The sequence below is a fragment of the Catenovulum adriaticum genome (assembly GCF_026725475.1).
Lineage (GTDB): Bacteria > Pseudomonadota > Gammaproteobacteria > Enterobacterales > Alteromonadaceae > Catenovulum > Catenovulum adriaticum.
Window position 1 is genome coordinate 342,237 of record NZ_CP109965.1, and the last position, 12,966, is coordinate 355,202.

Genomic DNA, 12,966 nt, shown 5'->3' on the forward strand with positions numbered 1-12,966 from the left:
GAATCTTTCGTTCAGTTCAAATTATAAACAAAGATAAATGCGCATTCGCTCATCGATTAAGTAAAATAAGCATATAATGTAATTTTAAATTGCATTATATGCTTGGTTTTAATTTATTTAAACACATTCGGTTAACCAACCGAATCTCCTCATTAAGTAATCTTAAATTCTTTTTTTGTTTACTTTTAATCCAGATAAAAATAAATTCAGCCGTTAACTTGGGAACTGTTAGTTTATCCAGTACAATTCGCCAATGAGTTTAATTGCGTATTTATAAAATGGGATCTGGATGGATATTACAAATTTAATTGATGGCTTAAATGACAAGCAACGCGAAGCCGTAGCCGCGCCAGAGCAATCAATGTTGGTATTAGCGGGTGCTGGTAGTGGTAAAACCCGAGTGCTGGTGCAAAGAATCGCGTATTTAATGCAAGTTGAAAATATCTCCCCACATTCTATTTTAGCCGTTACCTTTACCAACAAAGCGGCTGCTGAAATGCGCAACCGAGTTGAAGACTTATTACAAACCTCAGTACAAAGCATGTGGATAGGGACATTCCATGGCCTCGCTCATAGAATGCTGCGTTTGCATTACGCTGATGCTGGTTTACCTGAAGGTTTTCAAATACTAGACTCAGATGACCAGCATAGGTTGATTAAACGTATTGTTAAAGCCATGGAGCTAGATGAAAAAAAGTGGCCACCTAAGCAAGCTATGTGGTACATCAACGGTAAAAAAGATGAAGGTTTGCGCGCCCAACATATAGAAACCTATGGAAATCAACAGGAAGAAGTTTGGAAAAAAGTGTATCAGACTTATCAGCAGACCTGTGATCGCTCTGGTTTAGTTGATTTTGCTGAATTACTCCTGCGAGCTCATGAGTTGTGGTTAAAGCAGCCTCAGCTGTTAAAGCATTACCAAAACCGATTTAAACATATTTTGGTCGATGAGTTTCAAGATACAAATAATATTCAATATGCTTGGTTAAGGTTATTGGCCGATGCTGATAACCATATGATGATAGTGGGTGACGACGATCAATCAATTTATGGCTGGCGCGGCGCAAAAGTTGAAAACCTACAGCGCTTTTTAACCGACTTTCCAGATGCTCACACTATTCGTCTAGAGCAAAATTATCGCTCAACCGGTACTATTCTAAAAGCAGCTAATACCGTTATTAAAAATAATAGTGATCGTTTAGGCAAAAGCTTGTGGACTCAAGCCAGTGATGGTGAAACCATTACCGAGTATGCCGCTTTTAACGAATTAGATGAAGCAAGATTTATTGTTGGACGAATTAAAGATTGGTTTAGCCAAGGTAATAAATTAGCAGAAAGTGCCATTTTGTATCGAAGCAATGCTCAATCTCGGGTATTGGAAGAAGCTTTGCTAATGGAAAAAATTGCTTATCGTATTTACGGCGGCTTGCGCTTTTTTGATCGGCAAGAAATTAAAGACGCACTCGCATATTTAAGAATCATCAATAATCGTCAAGATGACGCCGCATTTGAGCGTATTGTTAATACGCCAACTCGGGGGGTCGGTAATAAATCGCTTGAGCAAATTCGTCAATTTGCTCGTCAGCATTCGGTTACATTGTGGGATGCCGCAACAGAAATGCTCGAGAAACAACTATTAGCAGGGCGAGCGGCCTCAAGTATTAAAGGCTTTGTACAGTTAATTTCGCAAATTGATAATGAGATAGACGATTTACCTTTATATCAACAAGCAGACGCAGCGATTAAAAAATCAGGATTGTTACAAATGTATCAATCTGATAAAGGTGAAAAAGCGCAAGCTAAAGTTGAAAATATTGAAGAGTTAATCACGGCTTGTCGGCAATTTGATAATACTGAACCGGAGTTAACCGATTTAAGTGCATTTTTATCACACGCGGCACTAGAGTCTGGAGAAAACCAAGCGGATAAACATCAAGATGCGGTTCAGCTAATGACATTACATACAGCGAAAGGGTTAGAGTTTCCATTGGTATTTATGGCGGGTGTTGAAGAAGGTATGTTTCCAAGCTTGCAAACCACAGAAGAATCAGGTCGAATGGAAGAAGAGCGTCGGCTTTGTTATGTGGGTATGACGCGCGCAAAGCAAAAATTATATATTACGCACGCTGAAACTCGACGTATTTACGGGAAGGATCAATATCACTCTCCGAGTCGTTTTTTGCAAGAGATTCCAGCTGATTGCATTGAAGAAGTTCGTTTAAATAATCAGGTGTCTCGGCCTAGTTCAGCCGGCCGTTTTAGTCAAACAGTAAAGACTGAATCTTTTAATGAAACTGGTTTTAGTTTAGGGCAAAGTGTTTCACATGCTAAATTTGGTCGAGGGGTTATCACTAATTTTGAAGGCGCGGGTAATCAAAGCCGAGTTGAAGTTAGTTTTGATGATTTGGGGTCTAAATGGTTGATGTTAGCTTATGCGCGATTAGAAGCCTGTTAACTAAGTTTGAAAAGCGAGCTTTTTTTCAACGAAATAAGCTTCTATAATCTTTAAAAATGAGTCACTTAGATTCAAAGGATAAGGGTAAAGTTTGGATAGTTTAATACCTATGTTAGTGATTGAAGATAGCAAGCCTATCGCCTCTGTTATTAAACACATTGCGTATAAAGCTGGCTATCAAGTTGATATCGCATCCAGTTATGCTCAAGCGCAAGCTTTATTAAAGTCGAACAAAACTTATCAACTGGCATCAGTCGATTATAATTTACCGGATGCACAAAATGGTGAAGCTGTAGATTTAACCTTATCTCACCAAGTCCCATCTATTGTATTAACAGGCAGAGTCGATAGTGAAACTCGGGAGTTAATTTTAAAACGCTCCGTTATTGACTATATTCCTAAAGAAACAGCTCAAACTTATTTATATTTGGGTAAATTGCTGAGCCGCTTGCAAAGCAATAAAAAGGTTAGAATTTTGGTTGTGGATGATTCTAGCTCAGCTCGGTCTTATATCTGTAAATTATTAAAACGCCATCATTTTAAAATTTCAGAAGCTGAAAATGGAGCCCAAGGGTTAGTTAAACTGCAGCAGTTTTCGGATATTAAACTGGTGATTACTGATCACGAAATGCCTGTAATGAGTGGTATTCGGTTTGTTAGTGAAATTCGAAAACGCTACGAGAAAGATCAATTAGCGATTATTGCACTTTCTGGTGCCAATGCGAGTGCTTTGTCGTCTCGTTTTATTCAAAATGGTGCTAATGACTTTCTCCCTAAATCATTTTGTTTAGAGGATTTTTATTGTCGGGTTAATCAAAATATAGAAAATACAGAGTATGTTAATCAAATTCAACGGCTTGCAAATATTGATTACCTGACTGGTTTAATCAATCGCCAGTGTTTTTTTCAAAAAGCCCCTAAATTGATTAAGCGAATTAAAACAAACGAACAAGCGTTTTGCATTGCTATGCTCGACATAGATCATTTTAAACAGGTAAATGATCAATACGGGCATGATGCCGGTGATAAAGTGATCAAAGCAACTGCTGATTGTATGACTGATTTTTTTGCCGCAATTAAACATACGCAAGATGAGCCTTTAATTGCACGTTTTGGAGGTGAAGAATTTTGTTTATTTATATATGGCCAAGACTTAAAAACATTAGTTAAGCAAATTGAACAATTACGGAAAAAAATAGCAAAAGTGAAAGTAGCTTTTGAAGATAAACTAATTCAATATACGGTGAGTATAGGTGTAGCTGTCGAGGTTAGTATGCTAGATGTTATGATCACCCAAGCCGACAAAGCGCTTTATCAGAGTAAACAAAGTGGGCGCAATAAAGTTAGTTGGTAAAAGACTTTAATTAAGCCATTAGCCTCTTACAAAGCAAACTTGAATTTAAGTAATAAATGCAGCCCTGCAAGGTTTTATTATATGAACAACACGATATTAATTGTAAATGATAATGCTGCAATAGCTGCTAGAGTGAGAGCAATAGCAAATAAATTAGGTTTTGAATCTATTCATGTCGCTTCTTATTTCCAACTTGAAAAAGTACTTTCTGTTGAGACTCACTTTTTTTGTGCTTGTGTCGATTTTTCATTACCAGATGCAAAAAGCGGAGAAGCCATTGATTTTTTAATTAGTCAAAATATTCCCAGTTTTGTACTAACCAATCAATTAGCTGATACGACTCGTGACGCTGTATTAAGTAAAGCTGTGGTTGATTATATAGCGGCAGAAACCATTCATTCATTTGATTATATTGCTAAGTTATTATTAAGGTTAAAGCATAATCGAGATATTCGTATTTTGATTGTGGACGATGCTTTATCAGCCAGAAATTACCTTAAAAAATTGTTATTACGGCATAACTTTAAAGTTAGCGAAGCTTCTGATGGGGCAGAAGCTCTGGCTTTACTAGAAAACCAGCCAGATATTAAAATGGTGGTCACAGATCAAACGATGCCCAACATGACAGGCATTGAGTTGGTGCAAAAAATTAGAATGCAATATAGTTTGGAGCAATTGGCTATTATTGCGATTTCTGCCACACCAAAAAGCATTATTGCGGCCCGTTTTTTAAAAAATGGAGCGAATGACTGCTTAAGTAAACCTTTTAATCCTGATGAGTTTTATGCCCGAATTTTTTGTAATTTAGAATATATTGAGCATGTCGCAGAGGTTCAATTTGCAGCCAATCATGATTATTTAACTCGTCTTTTTAATAGACGCTACTTTTTTGAGCGAGCAGGAGAGATCACTCAGCATGATAACATTTCTAATTCAGCATTAGCCATTATTGACTTAGACCACTTTAAGCAAATAAATGATCAATATGGACATGATGCCGGCGACAGCGTTTTAAGGCAAACTGCCCAACGGTTAGAATCTCATTTTAGAGGCAACTTAGTTGCTCGCTTTGGTGGTGAAGAATTTTGTATTTTATTGCAGCAGATGTCGCCGGATGAAGCGCTTGGAAGGCTTGAATTTTTTATTCATCATTTAGAGCACTTTGAAATGGAAATTCCTAATAACAGTATTAGTATTACAGCGAGTGTTGGATTTACGGTATGTCAATCAAACGAGCTTGAGAAATTAATTAAACAGGCTGACATTGCATTATACCAAGCCAAAAATAATGGTCGAAATCAGGTTGTTGAGTTTAAAGGATAGCTGTTATTTAAATTATAGTTATTATCCTCAAAAATATTAATCTAGACATTAAAAAAGCCTGCATTGACTTGTTGCTCAGTGCAGGCTTTTTCTTTAATAGCTAGCAATTTACAGCAATGCTTGCTATTCAAATTTTTGTTCACGGCTCAAAAGTGCAATAGCCGCTTCTTTTGGTGGTTTATTTTGATATAAAACCTGATAAATTTGATCAACGATCGGCATTTCAACCTGCATTCGCTGGGCTAACATATAAACTTCTTTGGTATTACGGTAACCTTCTACCACCTGACCAATATCAGTTATTGCCTGCTCAACATTTTTACCTTGCCCTAAAGCTAAACCAAAACGACGATTACGAGACTGGTTATCAGTACAAGTTAACACTAAGTCGCCTAATCCGGCCATCCCCATAAAAGTTTCTTGTTTTGCACCTAATGCTGCGCCTAAACGACACAACTCAGCTAAACCTCGAGTAATTAATGCCGTTCTTGCATTTGCACCAAAACCTATTCCGTCAGCCATGCCTGCACCAATAGCTATTACGTTTTTAACCGCGCCACCGAGCTGAACCCCAGTAAAATCATTGTTTTTGTAAACTCGAAACGTGCGTTCACAGTGTAATAAATTTGATAAAGTTTGAATAAAATCACTACTGGTCGAGGATACAGAAACTGCGGTAGGCAAGCCTGCTGCCATTTCTTTTGCAAATGTAGGTCCACTGATAACCGCCAAGGTTGCAGCTGTACCTAATTGTTCTCTTGCAACATCTTGTAACAATCGACCCGTGTCAGGTTCAAGCCCTTTTGTTGCCCAAGCAACGGATGCATTATCTTGCAAGTAAGGCTTTATTTTAGCGAGCATATCGGCAAATGCATGGCTAGGAACCACGAGCAAAATGTTTTGGCTTTGACTCACCGCTTGAATTAAATCAGACTCAATTTCAAGTGATTCAGGAAACACTATGCCAGGTAAATAACGGCTGTTTTCTCGGGTTGTTTGCATTTGTTCAACTTGATCTTGGTCTCGTGCCCACAATAAGGTTTTATGCTGGTTACGAGCAATGCAAATGGCTAATGCGGTGCCGTATGAACCGGCACCGATGACAGTAACGTCATAGTTTTGTTGTGTCATATATTATGAATCTAGCTTTTGAGACTCTTCTTCACCCGCTTCAGCTTGTTGCTCTGCAACTTGCTGCATATAGCTTGCAAATAAAGCATCAAAATTAACTGGCGCTAAATTAAGTGGTGGAAAAGTACCACGATTAACTAAATTTGAGATCGCTTCACGCGCATACGGGAATAAGATACCTGGACACATTGAGCCAATCGTATGAGCCATTTGTTGTGGTGGTAAGTTCGCAATGGCAAAAATACCCGCTTGTTCCACTTCAACTAAAAATGCAGTTTTATCACCTACTTTTGCAGTAACGGTAATTGATAAAACCACTTCGTAGTTGTCGGCATCTAACTTTCTAGATTTGGTGTCTATATCCATTTGCACTTCAGGCTTCCACGCTTCAGCGAAGATTTCTGGTGAGTTTGGTGTTTCAAATGAAATATTTTTTGCAAATACACGTTGAATTGAAAACTGTGCAGATTCTGGAGCGCCTGCTTCTGGAGTTTGTTCTGCCATGAGAATACCTTTGTTATATTTAAGTGTTGAGAAGGCGATCAAGCTCGCCTTGAGCTTCAGCTGCTAGCAGTTCATCACAACCACCAACATGATGCTCATTAATAAAAATTTGTGGCACAGTATGCTGACCACTGAGTTTAATCATTTCGTCTCTTTTTTCTGGCTCAGCGCCAATGTTAATTTCTTCAAAATCAACTGACTTTTGAGTGAGTAGTGCTTTTGCTCTAACACAAAATGGACACCATGTTTTACTATAAACAATGACTTTAGCCATAATCAAATCAACCTTTTGCAACTGGTAAGTTAGCATTTACCCAAGCATTCATACCACCGTCAAGAATATTAATATTCTCAAACTCAGCTTGAGCTAATTGGTTTGCAACCTTGCTGGCATTCATGCCAGCGGCACAAACAATAATAATGGGGCGTTTTTTATACTTTTCAAGCTTCGCGTTTTTACCGCCTTCCACTTGGTCTGCTGTTAAATTAAGCGCGCCCGCTATGTGACCCTTGTTAAAATCTGCTTGGCCTCTAATATCAACAATACCAGCGTCTTCTTTATTGACTAATAAAGTTAATTGTTGAGGATTTACTTTATTAAAATTTGAAAATTTAGACTGAAATACTGTGTATACCACAGCAAAAAATAATACAAACCAAATCGCACTTAAAAAAGGGTGGTTTGCAAAAAATTCAATGTACTCTTGCATGTTTGAACCTGACTATTTATAAATTGGCATGAATTATACCCAAACGGCTTCAAGATACCAGAAGCAGTTGTCAATCAAAGTTAAATGTACAGGGCAAAGATTAAACTAAAATAAATTTATCTCAAAAATAAAGAAAATTATTGAATAAATCCTTAAACAAACTGATTTGTTTTATAAAAATCGGTAAAATAAAGATAATTAATACGAAAGTAACTAATAGGACACAACGATGACTATGAATAAAAAACCGCTCGTACTTATTATTATGGATGGCTGGGGCTATAGTGAAAACCCAGATAACAACGCGGTAATGGCGGCTAATACGCCAAATCTTGATCGTTTAACTAAAGAGTTTCCAAGCACTTTAATTTCAGGCTCTGGTATGGATGTTGGTTTACCAGATGGTCAAATGGGTAACAGTGAAGTTGGCCATGTTAATTTAGGTGCAGGCCGAGTGGTTTACCAAGATTTCACTCGAGTGACTAAAGATATTCAAGAGAAAACTTTTTTTGAAAACCCAGCATTAGTGAATGCGGTTGATGCAGCAGTAAACAATGACAAAGCTGTGCATATTATGGGCTTAGCCTCGCCAGGCGGTGTACATAGCCACTCAGACCACATTGAAGCTATGATTGCACTTGCGGCTCAACGTGGAGCAGAGAAAATTTATTTGCATGCCTTTTTAGATGGCCGAGATACCCCGCCACGCAGTGCAAAAGCAACATTAGAAAAATTTGAAGAACAATTTAAAGCGATAGGTAAAGGTAGAGTTGCTAGTTTAATTGGTCGTTATTTCGCGTTGGATAGAGATCAGCGTTGGGATCGTGTGCAAGCTTGTTATGACTTACTTACTTTGGGTGAATCTGAATTCACAGCTAAAACGGCGGTTGAAGGGTTAGCTGCAGCTTATGAACGTGACGAAAACGATGAGTTTGTTAAAGCGACAGCCATTGTTGATGAAGCTGGTAATGCAGCTAAAGTTGAAGATGGCGACGCAGTTATCTTTATGAACTTTAGAGCCGACCGTGCTCGTGAAATAACCCGTGCTTTTGTTGAAGCTGATTTTTCTGGCTTTGATAAAAAAGCAGCGCCAAAATTAGCCGATTTTGTGATGTTAACTCAGTACGCCGCTGATATTAAAGCGAATATCGCTTACCCACCAACAGCACTGGTCAATGTGTTTCCTGAATGGTTAGAAAAGGAAGGTAAAACTCAGCTTAGAATTTCTGAAACTGAAAAATATGCACATGTGACTTTCTTTTTCAGCGGTGGCCGTGAAGATGAATTTAAAGGCGAAGAGCGTATTTTAGTGCCATCACCACAAGTGGCAACTTATGATCTTCAACCAGAAATGAACTCTGTGTTATTAACCGATAAATTGGTTGATGCGATTAAATCGCAAAAATTTGATGCGATTATTTGTAACTATCCAAATGGTGATATGGTTGGTCATACTGGTGATTTTGATGCCGCCGTTAAAGCGTGCGAAGCTGTAGATACAGCAATAGGACGAGTGGTTGAAGCTTTAGCTGAAGTTGGCGGTGAATGTTTAATTACAGCCGATCACGGTAACGCAGAACAAATGACAGATCCAAAAACCGGCCAAGCGCACACCGCTCACACCAGCGAACCAGTGCCGTTTATTTATTTTGGTCGTGATGCTGAAATTACAACAGATAAAGGTGTATTAAGTGATGTTGCACCCACTATGTTGCACTTGATGGGTATGGAACAGCCTGAAGAAATGACAGGCAAAACCATAATGAAGTTGAAATAAGTTAAAGATTGTATGAATCAATCGATAATTTATTTTGCTGTATAATAAATCCTATCTAAATATCAAAGAACAAACAGCCAGCTTGTTTAGTGGCTGTTTGTTCTTTGTTGTATTGGCTTTTTTTATACCTTCAGCTTATGCCGATAAAGCGGCGCAAACTCGACAAAAACTAGAGCAAGTTCAACAACAAATTTTAGCAACTCAAACTCAGTTGAAAAAAACCTCAAGCGATCATCAAGCAATAGAAAAATCACTAAAAGATACAGACCAAGCAATCGGCCAAGTGACAAAACGATTACGTCAGACAGAACAAAAATTAACCGACATAAAACAAAGAATCACAGCGCTTGAAGCACAGCAAAAAGAATTGGAACAAATAAAACAGCAACAGCTAAAAATGCTTACGGGGCAAATTAAAAGTGCTTATCAAATTGGCCAACATGATTATTTAAAAATGATGTTAAATCAAAACTCGCCAGCTAAACTAGAGCGGGTTCTAACCTATTATCAATACCTAAACAAAGCCCGAATTAAAGAAGTTGAAAAACTCAAACTTACCGTTGTAGCGCTTGAAAAAAACAAACAAGTACTGACAGAAGCACAGCTTGAGTTTGCAAAGTTACTCGACACTCAAAAAAATAAGCAAACAGAATTAGTTAAATTAAAACAAGCTCAAAAACAAAATTTAGCTCAGCTTGCGAATATTATTAAAACAGACCAACAACAGCTAGCGGCATTAAAGCAAGACGAAAGCGCATTGAGCCAAGCACTAAAAGCTTTAGCAGAAGCAGTTGAAGCTTTACCCAAGCAAACTAATTTTAGTGGTTTAGGTCAAGTCAAAGGGCGGCTGTTATGGCCAACTAAAGGTCGTGTACGGGATTATTTTGGTAAGCGAAAGTCAGGAGAGTTACGTTGGAAAGGCGTTGTTATAAATGCTTCCGCTGGACAAGTTGTTAATAACATATATGCAGGGCAAGTCATTTTTTCTGATTGGCTAAATGGGTATGGTTTAGTATTAGTGGTTGAGCACGGTGATGGTTACATGAGCTTGTATGGACATAACCAAGCCCTTTTAAAAGATGTAGGTGATACGGTTCACGCCGGTGAACCTATCGCACTAGTAGGACAATCAGGCGGACAAGCAACACCTAACTTGTATTTTGAAATTCGTTATCAAGGCAAGCCACTTGATCCAACAAAATGGTGTCACTGAGTTAACACTTTTCAGCCAAATTATGATGGCTAGATAGCCTTGCCAGCAGGCATTTGATAATATTGAAATATTCGATATAAGCGCAAACGCTGCTGTATATATATGGTAGTAATGTAATTAGATGGGTTGCATTGAGGCAACAACAGGAATAAAAATGACAGATATTGTAAAACTGATCGCTGCAGAAATTGGGGTTCAAACACAGCAAGTAAATGCAGCTGTAGAACTATTAGATGGCGGAGCCACGGTTCCTTTTGTTGCTCGTTATCGTAAAGAAGCAACGGGTGGATTAGATGACACTCAACTGCGAACATTAGAGTCAAGATTAGGCTACTTACGAGAGTTAGCGGACCGCCGAAGTGTTATTTTACGCAGCATCGATGAGCAAGGGAAACTGACTGATTCGCTTGCTAAATCGATAGAGCAAGCACAAAGTAAAACCGATCTAGAAGAGCTATATTTACCTTACAAACCTAAAAGACGTACTAAAGGTCAAATCGCGATTGAAGCTGGTATTGAGCCTTTAGTTGATGAAATTTTAGCAGACTTAAATACTAACCCTGAGGCATCAGCTCAACAATATATTAATGCCGAGCAGGGCTTTAATGACGAAAAATCTGTGCTAGAAGGCGCTCGTTTTATTTTAATGGAGCGCTTTGCAGTTGAAGCCCCGTTACTTAAAAAAATTCGTCAATATTTAACTCAAAATGCAACGATAGATGCCAAAGTGATTAGCGGAAAAGAAAAAGAAGCGGCTAAGTTTAGTGACTATTTTGAATTTAGTGAAGCGGTAAAACAAATCCCTTCGCACAGAGCTTTGGCCATTTTTAGAGGTCGTAACGAAGGTTACTTAGCGTTGAGCTTAAATGCTGATCCAAATAAACCAGAGCAACAAGTTGGCTCTGTGGTTGAAGTTATGATTGCCGAATACTTTAACTTTACCTGGTCTGGCAGAGCAGCTGAAGCCTTTTTAAAACAAGCAATTAGCTGGGCATGGCGAGTTAAAATTCAAACCCATATGGAAACTGAATTATTTGCTGACGTTCGAGAAAAAGCAGAATCAGAAGCGATTTCTGTATTCGCAACTAACCTGAAAGATTTGTTAATGGCGGCACCTGCTGGTGATAAAGTAACTATGGGGTTAGATCCTGGGATTCGAACTGGGGTAAAAATTGCGATTGTTGATAAAACGGGAAAGTTACTCGATACGGCAACTATTTTTCCACACCCACCACAGAACGCTTGGGATAAAAGTAAGCGAACACTTGCCAACCTAGTTAAGCAACATAAAGTTGAGCTCATTAGTATTGGTAATGGAACGGGTTCTCGTGAAACTGATAAACTAGTTACTGAATTACTTAAACAAGAACCTGAACTTAAAATTAATAAAATTATGGTCAGCGAAGCGGGTGCGTCTGTTTATTCGGCATCTGAAACGGCTGCGATTGAGTTCCCAAATTTAGATGTTTCATTACGTGGCGCTGTTTCTATCGCAAGACGTTTGCAGGATCCATTAGCTGAATTGGTAAAAATTGAGCCTAAATCTATAGGTGTTGGCCAGTACCAGCATGATGTTAACCAAAGTGCGTTGTCTAAGTCGTTAAACTCTGTAATTGAAGATTGCGTAAATGCCGTTGGGGTTGATTTAAACACAGCTTCAGTTCCTTTACTCACTAGAGTATCCGGTTTAACAAAAACGATGGCTCAAAATGTGGTTGATTTTAGAGATGCTCAAGGGCGTTTTCAGTCACGTTCAGAACTTAAAAAGGTATCACGCTTAGGGCCAAAAGCGTTTGAGCAGTGTGCAGGCTTTTTGCGAATTATTGGTGGGGATAATCCACTAGACGCCTCTTCAGTTCATCCTGAAGCTTATCCTGTGGTTGAAAAGATATTAGCTGCCAACGATGAAGTAGTGACTAGCTTAATGGGTAATAGCGCTAAGCTAAAAGCTTTAGACCCTAATGAATATACTGATCAGCAGTTTGGTTTGCCGACCGTTAAAGATATTGTGGCTGAGCTTGATAAACCTGGCCGAGATCCTAGACCTGAATTTAAAACTGCTACCTTTAAAGAAGGCGTTGATACGATTAATGATTTAGTCGTGGGGATGACACTGGAAGGGGTTGTGACTAATGTAACAAATTTTGGTGCTTTTATTGATGTGGGAGTCCATCAGGATGGTTTGGTGCATATTTCGGCGATGTCTGAAAACTTTATTGATGACCCTCGCAAAGTTGTTAAAGCAGGTGATATTGTTAAAGTTAAGGTGATTGAAGTAGACGCGCCGCGTAAACGGATTGGTTTTACAATGAGACTCAGCGATAAAATTGATAATACCTCTAAACCAGACAGAACCGCTACTAATAAGCCACAAGCTAAAAAGCCAGGACAACGACCTGCACATGCTAAAAGTGGTGGTCATAAAAGCCATGGTGGAAATGGAATGATGGGTAATGCCTTTGCTGAGGCCTTTGCTAAAGCTAAGCAAAAATAAACAAA

The 12,966-nt window shown here is 38.6% G+C and carries 10 protein-coding genes; 6 read left to right on the plus strand and 4 right to left on the minus strand.

Translation table 11 applies throughout. The annotated features are described in order from the left end of the window. The first annotated feature begins 289 nt into the window (after positions 1-289). From uvrD to OLW01_RS01440, 3 genes are all read left to right on the plus strand, one after another. Positions 290-2,455, plus strand: a complete 2,166-nt coding sequence (gene uvrD / locus OLW01_RS01430) for a DNA helicase II (RefSeq protein WP_268074859.1) — start codon at positions 290-292, stop codon at positions 2,453-2,455. Between the two features lie 91 nt (positions 2,456-2,546). Then, positions 2,547-3,809 carry a GGDEF domain-containing response regulator gene (locus OLW01_RS01435; RefSeq protein WP_268074860.1) on the plus strand — a complete coding sequence of 421 codons (1,263 nt, stop codon included), beginning with the start codon at positions 2,547-2,549 and terminating at the stop codon, positions 3,807-3,809. A gap of 81 nt (positions 3,810-3,890) precedes the next feature. Next, on the plus strand, positions 3,891-5,132 hold the full coding sequence (locus OLW01_RS01440) for a diguanylate cyclase (RefSeq protein ID WP_268074861.1): 1,242 nt from the start codon (positions 3,891-3,893) through the stop codon (positions 5,130-5,132). A 123-nt stretch (positions 5,133-5,255) separates the two neighbouring features. On the opposite strand, the gene gpsA is transcribed toward OLW01_RS01440, so the two are convergent. Genes gpsA through OLW01_RS01460 form a run of 4 tightly spaced genes read right to left on the minus strand, consistent with a single transcriptional unit; the run spans position 5,256 to position 7,477 of the window. Further along, the gene (gene gpsA, locus OLW01_RS01445) at positions 5,256-6,263 is read right to left on the minus strand and encodes an NAD(P)H-dependent glycerol-3-phosphate dehydrogenase (RefSeq protein ID WP_268074862.1); all 1,008 of its coding nucleotides are present in this window, start codon (positions 6,261-6,263) and stop codon (positions 5,256-5,258) included. Positions 6,264-6,266: 3 nt separating this feature from the next. Beyond that, positions 6,267-6,767, minus strand: coding sequence for a protein-export chaperone SecB (secB, locus tag OLW01_RS01450; protein WP_268074863.1), 501 nt, complete (start codon positions 6,765-6,767; stop codon positions 6,267-6,269). Between the two features lie 19 nt (positions 6,768-6,786). Next, entirely contained in the window at positions 6,787-7,041 is a 255-nt protein-coding gene (grxC, locus tag OLW01_RS01455; RefSeq protein ID WP_268074864.1) for a glutaredoxin 3, read from the minus strand. A 7-nt stretch (positions 7,042-7,048) separates the two neighbouring features. Then, complete coding sequence (locus tag OLW01_RS01460; protein WP_268074865.1) at positions 7,049-7,477, minus strand: rhodanese-like domain-containing protein; 429 nt, start codon at positions 7,475-7,477, stop codon at positions 7,049-7,051. A 229-nt stretch (positions 7,478-7,706) separates the two neighbouring features. On the opposite strand from OLW01_RS01460, the gene gpmM reads away from it, so the two are divergent. The 3 genes from gpmM (at position 7,707) to OLW01_RS01475 (ending at position 12,961) form a co-directional block, all read left to right on the plus strand. Then, complete coding sequence (gene gpmM, locus OLW01_RS01465) at positions 7,707-9,254, plus strand: 2,3-bisphosphoglycerate-independent phosphoglycerate mutase (protein WP_268074866.1); 1,548 nt, start codon at positions 7,707-7,709, stop codon at positions 9,252-9,254. A 97-nt stretch (positions 9,255-9,351) separates the two neighbouring features. Then, a complete protein-coding gene (locus OLW01_RS01470) occupies positions 9,352-10,467 on the plus strand; it encodes a murein hydrolase activator EnvC family protein (RefSeq protein WP_268074867.1) in 1,116 nt (371 codons plus the stop codon). Positions 10,468-10,621: 154 nt separating this feature from the next. Continuing rightward, on the plus strand, positions 10,622-12,961 hold the full coding sequence (locus OLW01_RS01475) for a Tex family protein (RefSeq protein ID WP_268074868.1): 2,340 nt from the start codon (positions 10,622-10,624) through the stop codon (positions 12,959-12,961). The last annotated feature ends 5 nt before the right edge of the window (positions 12,962-12,966 follow it).

Bases quoted from the DNA above. Each gene is read 5' to 3' on its own strand.
- uvrD (WP_268074859.1), top strand. From the start codon at position 290: ATGGATATTACAAATTTAATTGATGGCTTAAATGACAAGCAACGCGAA.
- OLW01_RS01440 (WP_268074861.1), top strand. From the start codon at position 3,891: ATGAACAACACGATATTAATTGTAAATGATAATGCTGCAATAGCTGCT.
- gpsA (WP_268074862.1), bottom strand. From the start codon at position 6,263: ATGACACAACAAAACTATGACGTTACTGTCATCGGTGCCGGTTCATAC.
- secB (WP_268074863.1), bottom strand. From the start codon at position 6,767: ATGGCAGAACAAACTCCAGAAGCAGGCGCTCCAGAATCTGCACAGTTT.
- grxC (WP_268074864.1), bottom strand. From the start codon at position 7,041: ATGGCTAAAGTCATTGTTTATAGTAAAACATGGTGTCCATTTTGTGTT.
- OLW01_RS01460 (WP_268074865.1), bottom strand. From the start codon at position 7,477: ATGCAAGAGTACATTGAATTTTTTGCAAACCACCCTTTTTTAAGTGCG.
- gpmM (WP_268074866.1), top strand. From the start codon at position 7,707: ATGACTATGAATAAAAAACCGCTCGTACTTATTATTATGGATGGCTGG.
- OLW01_RS01475 (WP_268074868.1), top strand. From the start codon at position 10,622: ATGACAGATATTGTAAAACTGATCGCTGCAGAAATTGGGGTTCAAACA.